Annotated in this window: 15 protein-coding genes and 2 pseudogenes; 15 read left to right on the forward strand and 2 right to left on the reverse strand. The window is 71.5% G+C overall.

Translation table 11 applies throughout. The annotated features are described in order from the left end of the window. Positions 1-728 precede the first annotated feature (728 nt). The 14 genes and pseudogenes from ACTJI1_RS17620 to ACTJI1_RS17685 form a co-directional block, all read left to right on the forward strand. Positions 729-1,403: pseudogene (locus ACTJI1_RS17620) on the forward strand (Ig-like domain-containing protein); the annotation flags it as partial. A gap of 327 nt (positions 1,404-1,730) precedes the next feature. Continuing rightward, positions 1,731-4,949: pseudogene (locus tag ACTJI1_RS17625) on the forward strand (Ig-like domain-containing protein); the annotation flags it as partial. A 43-nt stretch (positions 4,950-4,992) separates the two neighbouring features. After that, a complete protein-coding gene (locus ACTJI1_RS17630) occupies positions 4,993-5,955 on the forward strand; it encodes an AAA family ATPase (RefSeq protein WP_310134880.1) in 963 nt (320 codons plus the stop codon). Between the two features lie 43 nt (positions 5,956-5,998). Beyond that, positions 5,999-7,315, forward strand: coding sequence for a DUF58 domain-containing protein (locus ACTJI1_RS17635; RefSeq protein ID WP_440743645.1), 1,317 nt, complete (start codon positions 5,999-6,001; stop codon positions 7,313-7,315). Beyond that, positions 7,312-9,705, forward strand: coding sequence for a transglutaminase domain-containing protein (locus tag ACTJI1_RS17640; RefSeq protein WP_440743646.1), 2,394 nt, complete (start codon positions 7,312-7,314; stop codon positions 9,703-9,705). Before ACTJI1_RS17635 ends, ACTJI1_RS17640 begins: the two co-directional genes overlap by 4 nt. Positions 9,706-9,761: 56 nt before the next feature. After that, positions 9,762-10,259: an FHA domain-containing protein gene (locus ACTJI1_RS17645; RefSeq protein WP_440743647.1), complete on the forward strand. Its 498-nt coding sequence runs from the start codon at positions 9,762-9,764 to the stop codon at positions 10,257-10,259. 152 nt (positions 10,260-10,411) lie between these two features. Next, the gene (gene leuC / locus ACTJI1_RS17650) at positions 10,412-11,926 is read left to right on the forward strand and encodes a 3-isopropylmalate dehydratase large subunit (protein WP_440743648.1); all 1,515 of its coding nucleotides are present in this window, start codon (positions 10,412-10,414) and stop codon (positions 11,924-11,926) included. Continuing rightward, complete coding sequence (leuD, locus tag ACTJI1_RS17655; protein ID WP_310128773.1) at positions 11,926-12,525, forward strand: 3-isopropylmalate dehydratase small subunit; 600 nt, start codon at positions 11,926-11,928, stop codon at positions 12,523-12,525. The genes leuC and leuD overlap by 1 nt, the downstream gene beginning before the upstream one ends. Continuing rightward, on the forward strand, positions 12,522-13,892 hold the full coding sequence (gene murA, locus ACTJI1_RS17660) for a UDP-N-acetylglucosamine 1-carboxyvinyltransferase (protein ID WP_310128774.1): 1,371 nt from the start codon (positions 12,522-12,524) through the stop codon (positions 13,890-13,892). The genes leuD and murA overlap by 4 nt, the downstream gene beginning before the upstream one ends. A gap of 75 nt (positions 13,893-13,967) precedes the next feature. Beyond that, positions 13,968-14,204 (forward strand): type II toxin-antitoxin system Phd/YefM family antitoxin, encoded by a 237-nt coding sequence (locus ACTJI1_RS17665; protein WP_310128776.1) that lies wholly within the window; start codon positions 13,968-13,970, stop codon positions 14,202-14,204. After that, positions 14,204-14,608, forward strand: a complete 405-nt coding sequence (locus ACTJI1_RS17670; RefSeq protein ID WP_310134881.1) for a type II toxin-antitoxin system VapC family toxin — start codon at positions 14,204-14,206, stop codon at positions 14,606-14,608. The genes ACTJI1_RS17665 and ACTJI1_RS17670 overlap by 1 nt, the downstream gene beginning before the upstream one ends. Before the next feature lie 54 nt (positions 14,609-14,662). Continuing rightward, entirely contained in the window at positions 14,663-15,436 is a 774-nt protein-coding gene (locus tag ACTJI1_RS17675) for a lysophospholipid acyltransferase family protein (RefSeq protein WP_440743649.1), read from the forward strand. Further along, a complete protein-coding gene (locus tag ACTJI1_RS17680; RefSeq protein ID WP_310128779.1) occupies positions 15,429-16,559 on the forward strand; it encodes an NAD(P)H-dependent glycerol-3-phosphate dehydrogenase in 1,131 nt (376 codons plus the stop codon). Before ACTJI1_RS17675 ends, ACTJI1_RS17680 begins: the two co-directional genes overlap by 8 nt. Next, positions 16,471-17,568 (forward strand): D-alanine--D-alanine ligase family protein, encoded by a 1,098-nt coding sequence (locus ACTJI1_RS17685; protein ID WP_310128780.1) that lies wholly within the window; start codon positions 16,471-16,473, stop codon positions 17,566-17,568. Before ACTJI1_RS17680 ends, ACTJI1_RS17685 begins: the two co-directional genes overlap by 89 nt. A gap of 45 nt (positions 17,569-17,613) precedes the next feature. Here ACTJI1_RS17685 and ACTJI1_RS17690 read toward each other — a convergent pair whose 3' ends face one another. Next, positions 17,614-18,135 carry a DUF3515 family protein gene (locus ACTJI1_RS17690; protein WP_310128781.1) on the reverse strand — a complete coding sequence of 174 codons (522 nt, stop codon included), beginning with the start codon at positions 18,133-18,135 and terminating at the stop codon, positions 17,614-17,616. Positions 18,136-18,160: 25 nt separating this feature from the next. Here ACTJI1_RS17690 and thiL point away from each other — a divergent pair, with 25 nt between their 5' ends. Further along, positions 18,161-19,162: a thiamine-phosphate kinase gene (gene thiL / locus ACTJI1_RS17695; RefSeq protein ID WP_440743650.1), complete on the forward strand. Its 1,002-nt coding sequence runs from the start codon at positions 18,161-18,163 to the stop codon at positions 19,160-19,162. On the opposite strand, the gene rsmD is transcribed toward thiL, so the two are convergent. Next, complete coding sequence (gene rsmD, locus ACTJI1_RS17700) at positions 19,153-19,737, reverse strand: 16S rRNA (guanine(966)-N(2))-methyltransferase RsmD (RefSeq protein WP_440743651.1); 585 nt, start codon at positions 19,735-19,737, stop codon at positions 19,153-19,155. The two genes, thiL and rsmD, sit on opposite strands and share 10 nt — an antisense overlap. Between the last annotated feature and the right edge of the window lie 35 nt (positions 19,738-19,772).

Consider the following 19,772-nt stretch of genomic DNA (forward strand, 5'->3'; position numbering starts at 1 on the left):
GCGGCCGCATCCAGATCCCGCAGGACTCGCAGGTCGGCTACGGCGGCGACACGTTCTCGGTGCTGGCCCCGGACGGCTCGCTCTGGGTGCTCGACGCGTCCGGCCGCCTCGACTTCGACCGCGCCAAGACCAAGCCGGTCGCCAAGGCGGGCAGTGGGGCGCGCCTGGTGGTGTCCAAGTCCGGGAAGACGTTCGTCGTCGCGCCGAAGGGCAAGCGCCTCATCTCGGTCGACCGGCCCGGTGCGGAGCCGGCGACCCGGGACTTCCCGGTTCCCGGCGCGTTCCAGCTGACCGCGGTCGGCGACAGGCCGGTCGTGCTCGACACGCAACGCAACCGGGTGATCGGGGGCGACGGCACGGTCGTGGCGCTGCCCGCGAAGGGGCTGAAGCTGCAGCAGCCGGGCGACGACGGGCCGGCCGTGCTCGTCGCGACCGACAATGGCCTCCTGAGCGTGCCGCTCGGTGGAGGCACCGCGACCGCCATCCCTGCCGGAGCGACCTCCCGCGGCGGTCAGAGCGCGGTGTCCGCTCCCGTACGGCTCGGGCAGTGCTCCTACGGCGCCTGGTCCGGGTCCGGACGGTACCTCTACGCCTGCGACGGCAAGAAGCCGATCGGCATCGACATCGATCAGCCGGTGCAGGGCGACGACCTCGAGTTCCGCGTCAACCACGGCGTCATCGCCCTCAACAACCTCCGCGACGGCAACGCCTGGGTGGTCTCCTCGAACATGCGGCTGGTGCAGAACTGGGCGCAGCTGAAACCGAACGACACCACCGTGCAGGGCGACACCGGCGAGGAGAAGCCGGTCGTGCAGTCCTTCGCCGACACTCTCGCGCAGCGCAGCGACGTGAACCGGCCGCCGATCGCGGTGAACGACGCGTACGGCGTGCGCCCGGGGCGCTCGACGGTGCTGCACCTGCTCGCCAACGACACCGACCCGGACGGCGACGTGCTGACCATCTCCGACGTGTCGGCCATCCCGGCGGCGCAGGGCGTCCTGCAGACCGTCGAGGGCGGACGTGCCCTCCAGTTCACGCCGAAGGAGGGGCTGAGCGGCACCATCTCGTTCCGCTACTCCATCGACGACGGCCGCGGCGGCACAGCCTCGGCCCAGGTGGATGCGACCCTCAAGCAGCCGGCGGAGAACGCGGCTCCCGCATCCACCCGGTCGAGCACGGCGCAGACCGAGGTCGGGCAGTCGGTCGAGTACAACATCCTGAACGACTGGATCGACCCCGACGGCGACGACCTCAGCCTCGTCGCCGCGACGGCGACGACCGAGGACGACGTGCGCTTCAAGCCGAACGGCGACGTCACCTTCACGAGCAAGACCGGGCAGGCCGGGTCGAAGGAGGTGCGGGTCACCGTCTCGGACGGCCGCGCCTCGACGACCGGCAGCCTCATCGTGACCGTCAAACCGGCGGGCACCCTCGACCCCGTAGCGGTCACCGACTTCGCCGACGGGTTCACCGGTCGGCCGGTCGTCCTGCATCCCCTCGACAACGACCAGTCGCCGTCGGGGGAGCCGCTGAGCCTGGTCGGCGCGAGCCTCGACGGGTCCGGGGCGCAGGTGACGGCGGACGCGACCAAGGGCACCGTCACGGTGAAGAGCAACGCTCCGGGCGAGTACTACCTCGTGTACACGCTGGGCGCCGGCCCGAAGACCACCACCGGCCTCGCCCGGGTCGACATCGCGGCCCAGGGCGCCAGCGAGGCGCCGCCGATCGCCGTCACCGACAAGGCGCACGTGCGTCCGGGGGAGCCGACTTCGGTCGCCGTCCTGGACAACGACGTGTCGCCGTCCGGCCGGGTGCTGGCCGTCCGCTCCGTCGCGGTGGGCGCGGGCGCCCAGGACCTCAACGTCGAGGTGCTCGACAACGCGGTCGTCAAGGTGACGGCGCCGACCGTGCTCACGCAGCAGGTGCAGCTCACCTACGTCGTCTCGGACGGCATCAACGAGGCGACAGCGGGCATCACCGTGGTCCCCGTCCCGCCGCTCGTGCAGCACCAGCCGCCCGTCGCCGTCGACGACCAGGTGCCGGTGCGGGCGGGTGACGTGGCCACGGTCCCGGTGCTCGACAACGACTACTCGCCCGACAACGCCCCCTTCACCCTGGATGCGCAGCTGCGGGACGCGAGCGGAGCGGGCCAGGGCGCGACCGCCTTCGTCAGCGGTGAGAGCGTCCGCTACCAGGCGCCGACGGCGCCCGGGCAGTACAACGTCGTCTACGGCATCACCGACAAGTACGGGCAGAAGGCGCAGGCCACGGTCACCTTCGTGGTCGGCGCACCCGACAAGGGCTCCGACCGGGCGCCGCAGCCCCAGCCCCTCACCGTGCGCGCCTTCGCCGGCTCCTCCGTGCCGGTGGAGGTCCCCCTCGACGGCATCGACCCGGACGGCGACTCCGTGACCCTGTCCGGGCTCGCGACCCAGCCGACCCTGGGGCGCATCTCCGACTCCACCAGCCGGTCGTTCACCTACCAGGCATACCCGGACTCGGCGGGGACCGACACCTTCACCTACCAGCTCACGGACACGTACGGGAAGACCGCGACCGGCACCGTCTCGATCGCGGTCATCCCGCGTCCCAGCCAGGTGCGGCCTCCCATCGCGGTGAACGACCCCGTGCAGGTGAAGCCCGGCCGGACGATCTCCGTCCCGGTGCTCGACAACGACTCCGACCCGAACGGTTACGCGATCGCGCTGCAGAAGAAGCTGCTGCAGGTCGACGACGGGCTCAAGGCCTCCGTCCACGGCAAGGTGGTCCTCGTCACCGCGCCCAAGGAGGAGGGCTCGTTCGTCGTCCGTTACCAGATCACGAACGGCCAGGGCGGTGTCGCGAGTGCGTTCATCCAGGCCACCGTCACCCCGAACGCCAAGGACGTTCCCCCGACGGCGATCGACCACGTGCTGGAGCCCGACGAGGTCGCGGACAAGAGCAGCGTGAAGGTGAACGTGCTGGACGGCGCGACCAACCCCTCCGGGCTCGTGGACGACCTGAAGGTCGACGTCGCGGGACCGAACGCCTCGGCGGCCGAGGTGGCCCAGGACGGGACGGTCTCGGTCAAGCCGGGCGAGCAGCGGCTCGCGATCGCCTACTCGCTGACCGACACGGTGACCGGTCTGAAGGGCACAGCGTTCATCGTGGTCCCGCCGAAGGGCGACGCGACGGCGCCGCCGCGCCTCAAAGACGGGCTGCCGCAGCAGATCGTCCAGGCCGACGGCTCCAAGAGCTGGAAGCTCTCCGACATCCTCACCGTGCCCTCCGGACGCGGCTACAAGCTCACCGGGGCGTCGGGCGTCAGCGCGACGAACAGTGCCGGCGGCCCGTCGTACGGCGACGACCAGACGCTGACGTTCACCGCCGCGAAGGGATACCGGGGACCGGCCGCCATCACCTTCAAGGTGAATGACGGACGCGAAGCCGGTCAGACCGCGGACCGCGTGACCACACTCGTGCTGCCCATCACCGTCGGCGAGCCGGACCAGTCGGACGTCGCGCCGACGTTCACGTCGCCCAGCGAGAAGATCGAGCCGGGCGAGGCGCCCCTGTCGGTCGACCTGCGGGCGTCGAGCTTCCATCCGAACCCCGACATCCTGAACAAGCTGACCTACGCGGGCGGCACGTCGTCGAACCCCCGGATCCAGTCGTCGCTCAGCGGGTCGACGCTCACGCTCTCCGCGCCGCTGGGCGTGCAGGCGGGGGAGGCGGCGACGATCGCCGTCACCATCAGCTCCGGCACCCACACCATCACCGGCACGGTGAACGTGCAGGTGGTCAGTTCCAGCCGGCCGGTCGCCACCCAGAAGAACCCGCCGCAGACCGAGGAGGTCAAGCGCGGCCAGACGGCGACCCTCGACGGCGCCTCCAGCGACGCGCAGTGGGTGAATCCGTTCCCGGGGCAGCCGCTCACCATCACCGACGCGACCGCGCAGAGCGCGCCCCCCGGGGTGACGGTGACGCACACCGGCTCGTCGATCAGCGTCAGCGCGTCGTCCGGCGCCGCCATCGGCTCGGTCAACGTGCTGTACCACGTGGAGGACGCGACCAAGGATCCGAAGCGCACCGCCTCCGCCATCGGGCAGCTCCGGGTGACCATCCACGACGTTCCCTCGAAGCCGAGCGCACCGTCGAACCCGCGGGCGAGCGACGGCCAGGTCACGGTCTCCATCAAGGCGCCGGCCGACAACGGCAAGCCCATCACCGCGTACCAGGTCACGGACGGCACCCACTCGGTGACGACCGCCTCGGCGGGGGATGTGACGATCGACGGGCTCACCAACGGCAAGCCGTATTCGTTCACGGTCCGTGCGCAGAACGCCGACGGGTGGAGCGAGCAGTCGGCGGGGAGCACGCCGGTCACCCCGTACGGCACTCCGTCGAAGGTCAGCGGAGCGACCATCCGGAGCAGCGGCAACGCCCCGAGTGATCTCACGATGAGCTGGGACGCCCTTTCCGACCCGAGCGGCACAGGCGGCGGCAAGGCGACCTACTACTACCGGCTGAGCGGCGGCAGCTGGCAGAGCACCACCGGTACGAGCGCGACCGCCAACAACAGGGGAGCGGGAAACTACTCGTTCGAGGTCTACGCCGAGAACCCGGGCGGGAAGAAGGGGACGCCGGTGACATCCAACACCGTCCAGGTGAAGGACCCGCCGCCCCCGTCGCCGTCGGTCGACCTCTCGAAGGGCGACCTCAAGCCGGGATTTGTCCACAGCTACACGTACGACGTGACCATCCACGACTTCCCGAAGAACCGGACGGTGTCGATGCAGGTGCACTGCAATGGAGGGACGTTGTCGACGCGCTCGATCTCGACCGACAGCAACGGGTACGGCCACTACCACGGCGATCCGAACAGCAGTATCGAGCCGTGGTGCGGCTACCCCGGGGCGTACGTCGTGGTGGACGGCGTTCAGAGCAGCGTGCAGGACTGGTCGAAGTGAGGGCCGGGATGACCGGCCGGAAGAAGGAGAAGCAGCAGTGGCAGTGACACAGGAGCAGGCGGACTGGTTCGCCGGCGCGTTCGCGCAGCTGGTGGCGAACGTCGACAAGGCGATCCTCGGCAAGGAGCACAGCATCCGCCTGGTGATCACCGCGATGCTGTCCGGCGGGCACGTGCTGCTGGAAGACGTGCCGGGCACCGGCAAGACCGTGCTCGCGAAGGCGCTCGCCAACACCGTCGAGGGCACGCAGTCGCGCATCCAGTTCACGCCGGACCTGCTGCCCTCCGACGTCACCGGCGTCACGATCTACGACCAGTCGACCGGCCGGTTCGAGTTCCATCCCGGCCCCATCTTCGCGACCGTGGTGCTTGCCGACGAGATCAACCGGGCGAGCCCCAAGACGCAGTCGGCGCTCCTCGAGGTGATGGAGGAGGGTGTGGTCACGGTCGACGGCGTCGGGCACCCGGTCGGTGCGCCGTTCGTGGTCATCGCCACGCAGAACCCGGTGGAGCAGGCGGGCACCTACTCGCTTCCCGAGGCGCAGCTCGACCGCTTCCTCATCAAGACTTCGCTGGGATACCCCGACCACGCCACGACCGTCGACCTGCTGCTCGACTCGTCGAACCGGTCGCGGGCGTCGGCGGTCCGTCCGATCATCGCGGCGGACTCCGTGTCCACTCTGGCGCAGCTGGCGTCCGAGGTGCACACCGACGCCAGCGTCATGGGCTACCTGAGCGAGATCGTCACCGCGACCCGCGACGACAAGGATGCGGCGCTCGGCGTGAGCATCCGCGGCGCGCTGGCGCTCGCCCGGGCGGCCAAGACCTGGGCCATCTCCTCGGGCCGCACGTTCGTCACCCCGGACGACATCCGCGACCTCGCGCTTCCGGTGCTGGCGCACCGCGTGATCGTCGACCCGGAGTCGGAGTTCGCCGGCGTGACGGCCGCCGACATCGTCGAGCGCGCCGTCGCCTCCGCCACGCCCCCGGCGTACCGCGCCGCCTGAGCGGCCGCCGGCGAGATCCGCCCTTCCCGCAGAGAGGACCACGATGACCACCGACAGCCCGGCACGCGCCCGGCGCCGCCGCGCGTCCGCGTCGGACCAGGCCCGCATCGCGGCCGATCAGGTCGGCGCGGCCGTCGCGCGCGTGACGCGGAGCGTCTCCGACCGGGTGGCTCCCGCCGGCCGGGCGATCGGCCGGCGCGTCCTCCCGGTGGTCGCGGTCGTGAGCACGCTCGGCTGGATCGTCCTCGGCGGCGCGGTCGTCTCGGTGGTCCTCGCCGCGTGGCTCGGCTGGGCCGAGTTCGCGTACATCGGGGCGACCCTGGTCGCCGCCCTCGTGATCGCCGTCGCGTTCGTCTTCGGCCGGTCCACCTACCGGGTGGGCATCGAGCTCAACCCGCGCCGCGTCGTCGCGGGCGACCGGGCGCTCGGACGTCTCACCGTCGCCAACAGCGGCTCGCGCCCCGTCTTGCCGACCCGCATGGAGGTGCCCGTCGGGGAGGGGCAGGCCGACTTCACCATCCCGCGGCTGGCGCCCGGTGCCGAGACCGAGGAGCTGTTCGCCGTCCCCACCGCGCGCCGTGCGCTCATCCTCGCCGGGCCCGCGCTGTCTGTCCGCGGCGACGCTCTCGGCCTGCTCCGGCGCACCAACCAGTGGACCGACCGGATCGAGCTGTTCGTGCATCCCCGGACGGTGCGCCTCGCGGCCACCGCCCGTGGTCTCGTCCGCGACCTCGAGGGGCAGACGACCAAGCTGATCACGGACAGCGACCTCGCCTTCCACGCGCTCCGCACCTACGAGCCCGGCGACGACATCCGCAACGTGCACTGGCGCACCTCGGCGCGCACCGGGCAGCTGATGGTGCGGCAGTACCAGGAGACCCGGCGGTCGCAGCTCCTGCTCGCGTTCGACGCGGAGCGGTCGCGGTTCGCGAGCGACGACGAGTTCGAGCTCGGCGTGGCCGTGATGGCCTCGATCGGGTGCCAGGTCATCCGCGAGGAGACCGAGATCCGTGCGCTATGGCAGGGCGGCGCGATGCGCGTCGAGACGCCGACGGCGCTGCTCGACGACTCGTGCCGCATCCAGCCGGTCGATGGGGCGCACCCGAGCCTGCGCGAGTTCCTGCGGCAGGCGACGCTGCGCATCGCGGCGCCCAGCCTGGCCGTCACGGTGGTCGGCTCGCAGGCGGAGGCGGCGGAGCTACGGGCGGCGGCCGCCCTCTGGGGCGGCGACACGGAGACCATCGTGATCCGCGTCGACGAGGCCGCCGAACCCCGGCTCACGCGTCTGGGGCGATCGATGCTCATCACGGTGTCCACGCTGCCGGAGCTGCCGACCCTGCTGAAGCGAGCCGGCCGATGACCGCGGCGACCCAGGGCGGCGCGGGCCGCGCCGGCGCAGGAGGCGCCGGCGCGAGCCGTGCCACGCGCGCCGCCACTGCGACCGCGCCCGTGTTCGACCGCCTCTCCCGCACGACGTGGATCGACGTGGCCGTGCTCGTCGCGCTGAGCCTCATCGCCGTCGCCGGGTTCGAGCCCGCCTTCGGTCACTACGCGTTCGCGTCCGCCGCCGTCGGCGGCATCCTCGTCGGGGGAGGAGTCGCGCTGCTCGGCCGGCTGCTGCGGCTCTCCTGGTTGCTCACCGCGGTGATCGCGCTGGCCGCCTACTTCCTGCTCGGGACGCCGCTGGCGCTGCCGGGACAGGCGCTCTTCGGCGTGCTGCCGTCCCTCGACAGCCTCTCCGGTCTCGTGCTCGGCGCGGTCTTCGGATGGTCGGATGCGGTGACCCTGCAGGCGCCGCTCGAGGCGCCGCCGTACGTGGCGGTCGTGCCATACGTCGCGGGGTGGCTCGTCGCCCTGGTGTCGGTCTCCCTCGCCGTGCGGTGGCTGCCGCGCCGCGGTCCTCGGCGCGCCCCGGTCGGGCGCGCCGCCGTCCTGCTCGTCGGTCCCGCCCTGCTTCTGCTGGCGGCGATCCTGCTCGGCACGAGGGATCCGTTCTTCGCCGGGCTGCGCGGGGTCCTTTTCGCGGGCGTGGCGCTCGTCTGGCTCGCCTGGCGGCGCGGCCGGTTCGCGCGGGATCGCGTCGAGACCGACACGGCCGTCCGCCGCAGCCGGCTGCTGGGCGGCGCAGCCGTCGTGCTCGGCGCCGTGCTCGTCGGCGCTCTGGCGGGCGCCGTGCTGGCCCCGCCGGCGGCCTCGCGCTTCGTGGTGCGCGACGAGATCACGCCGCCGTTCGATCCGCTCGACTACCCGAGTCCGCTCGCCGGCTTCCGCAAGTACACCAAAGACCTGCAGAAGACGAAGCTCTTCACCGTGACCGGACTCCGTCAGGGTCAGGTGGTCCGGCTGGCGACCATGGACAGCTACGACGGCATCGTCTGGTCTGTCGCCGCCCCCGGCAGCGACACGGACGCGTCCGGGGCGTTCGAGCTGCTCGGCAGCACCATCCCGCGGCCACCGCTGTTCACGCCGGGCGCCGCATCCACGGCCTCCATCGACGTCCTGGGCTACTCCGACGTCTGGCTGCCGACCCTCGGCTACACCGATCGGCTGACCTTCGACGCCCACACCGGCCAGGACCCGACCACCACCGTGCGCGTCAACACGGCGACCGGCACGGCCGCGGTCACCAGCGGCGTGCGCGACGGACTCAGCTACACGGTGGGCGCGACCGCCCAGAAGATCCCCAACGACCGGGCCCTGGCGAAGGTGCCGCCGGCGAAGCTGACGCTGCCGCCGGTCACCAACGTCCCGGATGTCGTGTCGGCGAAGGCGGAGGAGTACGCGGGCTCCGCCGACACCGCGATCCAGAAGCTGCGGAACATCGAGCGGTCGCTGAAGTCGCTCGGGTACCTGAGCCACGGGCGGGCCTCCGACCCCGTGCCGTCTCGCGCCGGCGAGGGGGCGGACCGCATGACGGACCTGCTCTCGAAGTCGCCGATGGTCGGCGACCAGGAGCAGTACGCCAGCGCCTTCGCCCTCATGGCCCGCCGTCTCGGCTACCCGACCCGCGTGGTGATGGGCTTCGCGCCGAAGGTCACCGGAAGCACCACGACGGTCACCGGCGACGACGTCACCGCGTGGGACGAAGTGGCGTTCGACGGCGTCGGCTGGTTGCCGTTCTTCCCGACCCCGACCAAGACGGACGCGCCGAAGAACCAGACGACGAAGCCGAAGCTCGAGCCGCAGCCCCAGGTGCGCCAGCCTCCGCCGGCCGACCCGCGCGCCGAGGACCTGCTCACGCCGGTCAAGACGAAGGACAACGACCCCAAGGACAAGAGGTCCGGATTCAGCATCCCCGTCTGGGCCTGGGTCGTGCTGGGGGTCATCGGCATCCCGCTGCTCGCGTACTTCGTGCCGCTGCTGCTCATCGCCGCGCTGAAGCGCCGCCGACGGCGGAGGCGCGAGACGACCGGTCCGCCGGACCGCCGGGCGGCCGGCGCCTGGGACGAGCTCGCCGACGGCTACGCCGAGCTGGGGCTCGCCATCCCCGAGCGGTCAACCCGGCTGCAGGCGGCGTCCTCACTCGAGGAGCAGTCCGCGGCGCAGAGCCTGCCGGTGCCCGACGGCGGCCTCCGCGACCTGGCACGACACGTGGACGCGGCGGTCTTCGACGGCACGGACGTCGCGGAGGAACGCGTCCAGACGGCCTGGGGTGCAACGGACCGCGCGCTGTCCGAGGCGACGAAGGCCGCGGGGCCGCTCCGCGCCCGGCTCGCCGCGTTCCGGTACCGCCGCCCGCGCCGGGCCTGACCGCCGGGCCGCTGAGCCGCCGGGCCCCGTCGCGGGCCGCTCCGTATAGTGGCCGTATGGACGACAGCGGGTTCATCGTGCCTCCGCCCGGACTCATCCCGCCGCGCCCGTCGGACGCCCCCGGAACCGGGCGCTCCGCGTCGCCCGGCCGCCCGCTTCCCGCGTTCACACCGCCTCCCGGCCTCCCGGCCGCACCCGGCGCCGGCCCCGCGGCCCCGGCGCAGCAGCCGCGGCCGGTCTGGCGCCTCGTGCTCGCGGGCGGCCACGCCGTCCCGGTGGGCCGCACCCTGCTGCTCGGCCGCAACCCGTCGCACGCCGCCCTTCCCGGCGCCCCCGACGCCGAACTCGTCGCGATCGACGACCCGACGTCGACGGTGTCGAAGACCCACGCCGCGCTCGCCCCGGACGGCGACGATCTCACGGTCACCGACCTCCACTCGACCAACGGCGTGGTCGTCGACGGCGCCCGGGCCGAGCCCGGTGAGCCGGTCCGGCTCCGGGGGAGCGCCGACCTGCTGCTCGGCGACCTGCGGGTCCGCGTGGAGCTGTCCTGACCGGAGGCCCGGCGCTGCCGGTGATAACCTGTCTCTCGTGTACGCGGGTCTTCTCCTCCTTAGCCGCCGCGGCGAGTCCTAGACATCAGGCCACCCTCGCCGCGGAGTCCGTCGACGGCTGATCCGTTCACACGCTAAGGAGTTCGCACGACATGAGCACCCCCACAGTCCCCACACACTCGGGACCCACATCCTCGGGGCCGCTGACGCTGGCCGAGAAGGTCTGGAACGACCACCTGGTCGCGAAGGGCGAGGACGGCTCGCCCGACCTCATCTACATCGACCTGCACCTGGTGCACGAAGTCACCAGTCCGCAGGCCTTCGACGGCCTCCGCATGGCCGGCCGTCCCGTCCGCCGGCCGGACCTCACCATCGCGACCGAGGACCACAACACCCCGACCATCGGCATCGACAAGCCGATCGCCGACCTCACCAGCCGCACGCAGATCGAGACGCTCCGCCGGAACGCCGAGGAGTTCGGCATCCGCCTGCACTCGCTGGGCGACGTCGAGCAGGGCATCGTCCACGTCGTGGGCCCCCAGCTCGGGCTGACCATGCCCGGCATCACCGTCGTCTGCGGCGACTCGCACACCTCCACGCACGGCGCCTTCGGTGCGATGGCGTTCGGCATCGGCACCAGCGAGGTGGAGCACGTGCTCGCCACGCAGACGCTGCCGCTCAAGCAGTTCAAGACCATGGCGATCACCGTCGAGGGCGAGCTGCGGCCCGGCGTGACCGCGAAGGACATCATCCTCGCCGTCATCGCGAAGATCGGGACCGGCGGCGGTCAGGGCTACGTGCTCGAATACCGCGGCAGCGCCATCCGCTCGCTCTCCATGGAGGGCCGGATGACGATCTGCAACATGTCCATCGAAGCCGGAGCCCGCGCGGGCATGGTCGCCCCCGACGAGACGACCTTCGCCTACCTGAAGGGCCGTCCGCACGCCCCCGAGGGCGCCGACTGGGACGAAGCGGTCGCCTACTGGAAGACCCTGCAGACCGATGAGGATGCCGTCTTCGACGCCGAGGTGTACCTCGACGCCGCCGACATCGAGCCGTTCGTCACCTGGGGCACCAACCCCGGCCAGGGCGTCTCGCTCAGCCAGGCGGTCCCGGACCCGGCCGCGATCGCGGACCCGAACGCCCGCGCCGCCGCCGAGCGCGCGCTGGAGTACATGGACCTGCAGCCCGGCACCCCGATGAAGAGCATCCCCGTCGACGCCGTCTTCATGGGCTCGTGCACGAACAGCCGCATCGAAGACCTCCGGGCCTTCGCGTCGATCATCAAGGGCCGCAAGAAGGCCGACGGCGTGCGCGTCATGGTCGTCCCCGGCAGCGCCCGCGTGCGCATCGAGGCCGAGGCCGAGGGCATCGACAAGATCGTCGAGGAGTTCGGCGCCGAATGGCGGTTCGCGGGATGCTCGATGTGCCTGGGCATGAACCCCGACCAGCTGGCGCCGGGGGAGCGCTGCGCATCCACCTCGAACCGCAACTTCGAGGGCCGCCAGGGCAAGGGCGGCCGCACCCACCTCGTCTCGCCGTTGGTCGCGGCGGCCACCGCCATCCGCGGAACCCTCTCGAGCCCCTGGGACCTGGAGCGCGAAGGCGACGACACGCCGCGCGATGGCGGCACGGATGCGCGCATCGGAGAGAAGGTGGGCGCCTGATGGAGAAGTTCGAGACCGTCACCGGAACCGCCGTCCCGTTCCGGCGCTCCAACGTCGACACCGACCAGATCATCCCGGCGGTGTTCCTGAAGCGCGTCACCAAGACCGGGTTCGAGGACGCCCTCTTCCACGCCTGGCGGCAGGACCCCGACTTCATCCTCAACCGGCCCGAGTACCAGGGTGCGACGGTGCTCGTCGCCGGCGCCGATTTCGGCACGGGTTCGTCACGCGAACATGCCGTGTGGGCGCTCCGCGACTTCGGATTCCGGGTCGTGCTGAGCCCCCGCTTCGCCGACATCTTCCGCGGCAACGCGGGCAAACAGGGCCTTCTGACGGGCATCGTGACCGAGGAGGACGCCGAGCGCCTCTGGGAGGCGATCGAGGCCCGGCCGGGAATAGCCGCGACGGTGGATCTGGTTGCCAAGACTGCGACCGTCGGTGAGGTCCAGGTGTCTTTCGACATCGACGACTACACTCGCTGGCGTTTGCTCGAAGGGTTGGACGACATCGCCCTGACCCTGCGCGACGAGGCGCTCATCTCCGAATACGAATCGGGCCGCGCGAGCTGGCGGCCCACGACCCTCCCGGTGAAACTTTGAACTCACTCCTTCAGGACGCCCAGGCAGCTGGAGCACGCGTCGGCCTCAAGGGCGACCGCATCACGATCAACGGCGGCATCCCCCTGCGGGGCCGCATCGAGGTCCGCGGCGCCAAGAACTTCGTCACCAAGGCGATGGTCGCGGCCATCCTCGGCGAAGGCCCCAGCGTGCTGCGGAACGTCCCGGACATCTCCGACGTCCGCGTCGTCCGCGGGCTGCTCGAGGTGCACGGCGTCAAGGTGACGGACGGCGCGGAGGAGGGCGAGCTCCTGCTCGACCCGAGCGCGGTCGAGTCGGCGCACATGGCCGACATCGACGCGCACGCGGGTTCCAGCCGCATCCCGATCCTGTTCTGCGGCCCGCTCCTGCACCGCCTGGGTGAGGCGTTCATCCCCGACCTCGGCGGCTGCCGCATCGGCGACCGCCCGATCGACTACCACCTCGAGGTGCTGCGCAAGTTCGGCGCGGTCGTCGACAAGCTGCCCAGCGGCATCCGCATGACCGCCCCGAACGGCCTGCACGGCGCGAAGCTCGAGCTCCCGTACCCGAGCGTCGGCGCGACCGAGCAGGTGCTGCTGACCGCGGTGCGTGCCGACGGCATCACCGAGCTCAAGGGCGCGGCGATCGAGCCCGAGATCATGGATCTCATCAACGTCCTGCAGAAGATGGGCGCGAGCATCTCGGTCGACACCGACCGCGTGATCCGCATCGAGGGCGTCGACAAGCTCGTCGGCTACAGCCACACCGCGCTGTTCGACCGCAACGAGGCCGCCAGCTGGGCGGCCGCGGCGCTCGCGACCGGCGGGGACATCTTCGTCGGCGGCGCCCGCCAGCCCGAGATGCTGACCTTCCTCAACGTCTTCCGCAAGGTCGGCGGCGCCTTCGAGATCGAGGACGACGGCATCCGGTTCTTCCACCCGGGCGGGCCGCTCAAGCCGGTCGTCATCGAGACCGATGTCCACCCGGGCTTCATGACCGACTGGCAGCAGCCGCTGGTGGTCGCGCTGACGAAGGCCGAGGGCGTCTCCATCGTCCACGAGACCGTGTACGAGCAGCGCTTCGGCTTCGTGGATGCGCTGATCGACATGGGCGCGAAGATCCAGGTGCACAAGGAGTGCCTCGGCGGCCACCCGTGCCGTTTCGGCCAGCGGAACTTCAACCACTCCGCGGTCATCATGGGTCCGGTCGACCTGAAGGGCGCCGACATCGAGGTCCCCGACCTCCGCGGCGGCTTCAGCCACCTCATCGCGGCGCTGACCGCCGAGGGGCGTTCGACCGTGAGCAACGTGGGCATCATCAGCCGCGGCTACGAGAACTTCATCACGAAGCTCCAGCTGCTGGGAGCCGACTTCACGATGGAAGGCTGAATCCGCTCACAGCCGGCCACGGCCCGGTACTTTTCCACAGATCCCACCCTGTCTCACCGGTGATACACTCCCACCATGGAGACTGTCAGCGTGAGAGATCTACGCAACCATGGCGGCGACATCCTCGACAGGGTGGCTCGCGGCGAACACCTGACCATCACGCGCGACGGCGCCGCCGTGGCGGAGCTTTCTCCGCTGGCGGCGCCGGGGCGCGCCCTGTCCGCGCTGATCGACGCGCGCCGCACGCTGCCCGCGGTCGACCCCCGCGCGCTGCGGGCGGACGTCGACGCGGTCGTGGAGCAGCAGTGGTGATGCAACCGGGGCTCCTCGACACGTCGACGCTCATCCTGCTGGCGCGGGTGGCGGATCCGTCCGAGCTGCCCGACATCCCGTCGATCAGCGCGATCACCCTCGCCGAGCTCTCCGTGGGGCCGCTCGTGGCCGCCACGGAGAGCGAGCGGGCGGCCCGCCAGGCGCACCTGCAGCTCGCCGAGGCGGACTTCGACCCGATCCCGTTCGACACCTCGGCGGCCCGAGCGTTCGCGCGGGTCGCCCAGTCCCTGCGGGAGGCCGGCCGCAAGCCGACCGCGCGGGCGTTCGACGCCCTCATCGCCGCGACGGCCATCTCCCGCGATCTGCCGCTGCACACCTGCAATCCGGACGACTTCGCGGGCATCCCGGAGCTCGATCTGCGGCCCGTCACGGTCGCGCCATGAGAGCGCCGCACACACCCGCATGCGCCGAGCGCCATGCCCGTCACGGATAATGGGATGGTGCCAGCAACCGATCCGCCCGTGAAGAAGCAGCGATCCGAGAAGAGCCGTCCCTCGATCTTCTGGGTGCTGGCGGGCATCCTGCTCCCCATCGGCTACCTGCTGGCCCGGTTCAAGATCGTGGACGGCGAGAAGCTGCCGCGCACCGGAGCGTTCATCCTGACGCCCAACCACTACAGCGAGATCGACCCGGTGATGATGGGCATCGTCGCCTGGAAGCTGGGCAGACTCCCGCGCTTCCTGGCGAAGGAGAGCCTGTTCCGGGTTCCGGTCGTCGGCTGGTTCCTGCGCAGGTCCGGTCAGGTCCCGGTCGCCCGCGGCGGAAGCGCGCGGGGGTCTGCCCCGCTCGAGGCCGCCCAGAAGGTCGCGGACGAGGGCCGGATCGTCGTCATCTACCCCGAGGGCTCCCTGACCCGCGACCCGGACATGTGGCCGATGCGCGGCAAGACCGGCGCGGCGCGGATGGCGCTCGAGCACGACATCCCGGTGATCCCGATCGCGCACTGGGGCACCCAGCAGGTGATGGCGCGCTACGCCAAGAAGATCAGCTGGTTCCCGCGTAAGACCATCGACGTCAAGGTGGGTGACCCGGTCGACCTGTCGGCCTTCCGCGGACGTCCGCTCGACAATGCGACGCTCACCGAGGCGACCGCCGTCATCATGGATGCGATCACCGCACTCCTCGAGGATCTGCGCGGCGAGAAGGCTCCCGCGGAGCGGTGGGACCCGTCCCAGCACAACCAGAAGGAGACCGGCCGCTTCGATGGCTAAGGCAGTGAAGGCTCCCGTCGCCCGTCCCCGCCGGATCGCCGTGCTCGGCGCCGGCAGCTGGGGGACCACATTCGCGAAGATCCTCGCCGACGGCGGCTCCGACGTCGTGCTCTGGGCGCGCCGGCCGGAACTCGCGCGCGAGATCAACGAGGTCAAGCGCAACAGCGACTACCTCGAGGGCATCAACCTGCCGCGCAACCTGCGGGCCACGTCCCGGCTGGGGGAGGCGATGCGCGACGCCGAGCAGGTCTTCGTCTCCATCCCGAGCCAGACCCTCCGGTCGAATCTCGAGGCGATGATTCCGTTCCTCGGGCCCGAGACCGTCGTCGTCAGCCTGATGAAGGGCGTCGAGAAGGGCACCGGCCTGCGCATGAGCGAGGTCATCGCTCAAGGGCTCCCGATCGAGCAGGACCGGATCGCGGTCGCCTCGGGTCCCAACCTGGCGCTCGAGATCGCGCGCGAGCAGCCGACGGCCGCCGTCGTGTCCTCGTCCAGCCTCGAGACGGCCCAAGCGGTCGCGATCTCCGCGACCAACCGGTACTTCCGCAGTTTCGTGAACACCGACGTCATCGGCACGGAGTTCGGCGGCGTCCTCAAGAACCTGATCGCGGTCGCGATCGGCATCGTCGACGGCGTCGGCTACGGCGAGAACACGAAGGCCTCGATCATCACGCGCGGACTGGTCGAGATGACGGACTTCGCCGTCGCGTACGGCGCGAAGGCGGAGACGCTGTCGGGCCTCGCCGGCCTCGGCGACCTCATCGCGACGTGCGAGTCCTCCCTCAGCCGCAACAACACCGCCGGGCGGCTCCTCGGGCAGGGCTACGGCTTCCACGATGTCGTGAAGCAGATGAACCAGACGGCGGAGGGGCTCGCCTCGGTGGCGCCCATCCTCACCCTCGCCGAGGCGCGGGGGGTCGAAATGCCGATCGTCCGTCAGGTCAGCCAGGTGCTCGCCGGTACGCTCGATCCGAAGGACATCGCACCGCATCTCACGACGGATTCGGACGAGCCGCAAGGCGAAAGGACATTGGATGACGGACAAGGTCGCGGTCGCGCTTCTCTTTGGGGGTCGCTCAAGCGAGCATTCGATCAGCTGCGCGACGGCGGCGGGCGTCCTTGAGGCGATCGACCGGGACCGCTACGACGTCATCCCGATCGGGATCACGCACGACGGCGCCTTCACCCTCCAGCCGGACGACGCGGCGCGCTTCGCGCTGAACGCCGAGAAGCTGCCGGAGGTCGACGACAACGGTACGCGCATCCTCTGGCCGGACAGTGCATCCAGCCGGGCACTGTCGGTGGTGAACCCCGACGGCTCCCGCTCGTCGCTCGGCGACGTGGACATCGTCTTCCCGATCCTCCACGGACCCTTCGGTGAGGACGGCACCCTTCAGGGCATGCTCGAGCTCGTCGGCCTGCCGTACGTCGGCAGCGGCGTGCTCGCCAGCGCGCTCGGGATGGACAAGCACTTCACCAAGACCGTGCTCCAGCAGGCGGGCATCCCGGTCGCACCGTGGCGCACGGTCACCGCCTACGAGTGGGGTACCCGTCCGGACGAGGTGCGCGACGCCGTCCGCCCGCTCGGGCTCCCGGCGTTCGTGAAGCCGGCCCGAGCCGGTTCGAGCGTCGGGGTGACGAAGGTCTCCGACTGGTCCGAGCTGGATGCGGCGATGGCGACCGCCCTCGCCGAGGACGACCGCGTGCTGATCGAGTCGATGGTGGCGGGTCGCGAGGTCGAGATCGCCGTCCTCGGCGGTCGTCCGGGGGAGCCCGCGCGAGCGTCCGTCGCCGGCGAGATCGTGCTCACCGGCCGCGACTTCTACGACTTCGCAGCCAAGTACCTCGACGCTCCGGGCATCGACCTGGTCTGCCCGGCGGACCTCACCGACGACCAGCTCGCGGAGATGCAGGACCTCGGCATCCGTGCGTTCGACGCGATCGGCGCCGAAGGGCTGTCCCGGGTCGACTTCTTCCTCACCGCGGACGGGTTCGTCGTCAACGAGATCAACACGATGCCGGGCTTCACGCCCATCTCGATGTTCCCGCGCTGCTGGCAGGAGTCGGGACTCAGCTACCCGGCGCTGATCGACGAGCTCATCCAGGTCGCACTGGCCCGCGCCGCCGCCTGACACCTCTCGGAGAATCCGGGCGCTGTCGGCGCGCCGGTGCGGCGATCAGGGGGCTGTCGTCGCGGTCGGAGCGGGCGTCGGTGTCGAGCCCGGGTCCGTGTCGAGCGTGGAGAGGCACTTCTGGGTCTGCTTGACCGTGGAGATCGCGCTGGCGAACTCGGGCAGCACCGACGAGTCGGAAACGCCGGAGACGTGGTCGATGATGACCTCGGTCGCCGGGGTGCGCCCGAACGTCTGGTAGACGATCGTCTTGGCCGCGGGGTCGGTCATCAGCACCCAGTCGACGCCGTTGACGTTGACGCAGGGCTTCGTCGTCGGTCCGATCGGCGGGACGCCGCAGCGCAGGATCACGACGGCCGGGTCGCCCCACGCACCGGTCGCCTGGGCGTCCGTCTCGCGCGCCGGCTCGTCCGCGACCGTGTCGGGGAGGCGGACGCTGATCTCCGCGCAGCCGGGCGCATTGCTGTCGGCGGCCGGGTCGAGGGAGACGGTCGGCGTGCAGCCGGCGAGGAGGAGTGCCGCTCCGGCGAGCAGCAGGGCCGGGAGGGCGCGGCGACGGGAGTTCATCGGTTTCAGGCTACCGTTTCAGATCATGGGAATCTCTGGGAGCGACGCGTCCGCGATCACGCTCGGTCAGGCGTCCGAGCGGGAGGCGCTGCGGCGCATCTTCCCGCGGCTTCCGCAGTCGTCGGCGACCCTGGTGGGCCCCGGTGACGACGCCGCCGTGCTCGCCGCACCGGACGGCCGCTTCGTCGTGACCACCGACATGATGGTCCACGGACCGGACTTCCGTCTCGCCTGGTCCGGACCGGTCGACCTCGGCTGGAAGGCCGCCGCGACCAACCTGTCGGATGTGGCCGCCATGGGCGCCGTGCCGACGGCGCTCGTCGTCGCGATCGCCGCGCCTCCCGAGACCCCGGTGGCGTGGCTGGAGGGCGTGGCGGACGGCTTCCGCGAGGCCTGCGCCGAGCTCGCCCCGGGCTGCGGAGTCGTCGGCGGGGACCTGTCCGTCTCCGCCACGCTGACCTTCGCGGTGACCGCATTCGGCGACCTGGAGGGCCGGACGCCGGTGCTGCGCAGCGGTGCGCGGCCGGGCGACATCGTCGCGGTGTCGGGCGCTCTCGGGCAGGCGGCGGCCGGTCTGCGCGTCCTCTTCGCGGAGGCGGTGGATGCGTCGGGCGAGCCGGACGCCGACCGCTTCGCCTCCGTCGCGGCCGCGCATCCGGACACCGTCGGCGCGCAACTCCGCCCGCGGCCGCCCATCGCGGACGGGCCGCGCGCCGCCGCGTCCGGCGCGACGGCGATGCTCGACCTGAGCGACGGCCTCGCGCTCGACGCGCGCCGCGTCGCGGAGGCGAGCGGGGTCGCGATCGACCTCGACACGTCGACCCTCGGCCCGGATGCCGCCACGGCACTCCGCGGCGGCGAGGATCACGGGCTCTTCGCTGCCTTCCCGGCCGGCACCCAGCTCCCGGGCGGATTCCGCCGCGTCGGCGTCGTTCGCGAGGGCCGGGGCCTGCTGGTGGACGGTGTCCCCTTCGGCGAACGCGGGGGATGGGACCCGTACCTGGAGTGGGACGGCGGTCAGGGCTGACCCGGCGTCACCCAGAAGATCGCGGTCTCGCCGTAGTCCTTGCGGCGTTCGAGCACGAGGCCGTCGGGGAGTGACGGCTCGGGCCCGCGGGCGCTGCGCTCGACGCACACCACGGCGTCCTCCGACAGCAGCGGTTGCAGCGCGGTCAATACGGCCGCCAGCTCCTCCTCGCCGACCTCGTACGGCGGGTCGATGAACACGACGTCGAACGGCCCGCTCGCCTGCCCGAGGTACGACTGCACGGAGGCGGCGCGCACGTCGATCGACGGCGGGGGCCCGTGGTGCCGGCTCGAGCGGGCGGCAGCGGTCAGCGCGGCCGCGTTGCGCCGGCAGACCTGCGCCGCCGCGGGGCTCCGCTCCACGAGCACGACCGAGGTCGCGCCCCGGCTCGCCGCCTCGAGGCCCAGGGCTCCCGAGCCCGCGTACAGGTCGAGCACCCGCGCCCCGCGGAGAGCATCCCGCGCCTCGAGGGCCGAGAACACCGCCTCCCGCACGCGGTCGGAGGTCGGGCGCGTCCCGCTCTTCGGCACCTGCAGGGTGAGCGATCCGGCGAAACCGGAGACGATTCGGGTCATAGCCCCCCGAGCCTAGCGTCGCGGAGGATGCACCC

The organism is Leifsonia sp. 22587 (genome assembly GCF_052044215.1).
GTDB lineage: Bacteria > Actinomycetota > Actinomycetes > Actinomycetales > Microbacteriaceae > Leifsonia > Leifsonia shinshuensis_C.

Excerpts from the sequence above, each read along its gene's own strand:
- ACTJI1_RS17635 (WP_440743645.1), top strand. The coding sequence starts at position 5,999 with ATGACCACCGACAGCCCGGCACGCGCCCGGCGCCGCCGCGCGTCCGCG.
- ACTJI1_RS17640 (WP_440743646.1), top strand. The coding sequence starts at position 7,312 with ATGACCGCGGCGACCCAGGGCGGCGCGGGCCGCGCCGGCGCAGGAGGC.
- ACTJI1_RS17645 (WP_440743647.1), top strand. The coding sequence starts at position 9,762 with ATGGACGACAGCGGGTTCATCGTGCCTCCGCCCGGACTCATCCCGCCG.
- leuC (WP_440743648.1), top strand. The coding sequence starts at position 10,412 with ATGAGCACCCCCACAGTCCCCACACACTCGGGACCCACATCCTCGGGG.
- leuD (WP_310128773.1), top strand. The coding sequence starts at position 11,926 with ATGGAGAAGTTCGAGACCGTCACCGGAACCGCCGTCCCGTTCCGGCGC.
- ACTJI1_RS17665 (WP_310128776.1), top strand. The coding sequence starts at position 13,968 with ATGGAGACTGTCAGCGTGAGAGATCTACGCAACCATGGCGGCGACATC.
- ACTJI1_RS17670 (WP_310134881.1), top strand. The coding sequence starts at position 14,204 with ATGCAACCGGGGCTCCTCGACACGTCGACGCTCATCCTGCTGGCGCGG.
- ACTJI1_RS17675 (WP_440743649.1), top strand. The coding sequence starts at position 14,663 with ATGGTGCCAGCAACCGATCCGCCCGTGAAGAAGCAGCGATCCGAGAAG.
- ACTJI1_RS17680 (WP_310128779.1), top strand. The coding sequence starts at position 15,429 with ATGGCTAAGGCAGTGAAGGCTCCCGTCGCCCGTCCCCGCCGGATCGCC.
- ACTJI1_RS17685 (WP_310128780.1), top strand. The coding sequence starts at position 16,471 with ATGACGGACAAGGTCGCGGTCGCGCTTCTCTTTGGGGGTCGCTCAAGC.
- ACTJI1_RS17690 (WP_310128781.1), bottom strand. The coding sequence starts at position 18,135 with ATGAACTCCCGTCGCCGCGCCCTCCCGGCCCTGCTGCTCGCCGGAGCG.
- thiL (WP_440743650.1), top strand. The coding sequence starts at position 18,161 with ATGGGAATCTCTGGGAGCGACGCGTCCGCGATCACGCTCGGTCAGGCG.
- rsmD (WP_440743651.1), bottom strand. The coding sequence starts at position 19,737 with ATGACCCGAATCGTCTCCGGTTTCGCCGGATCGCTCACCCTGCAGGTG.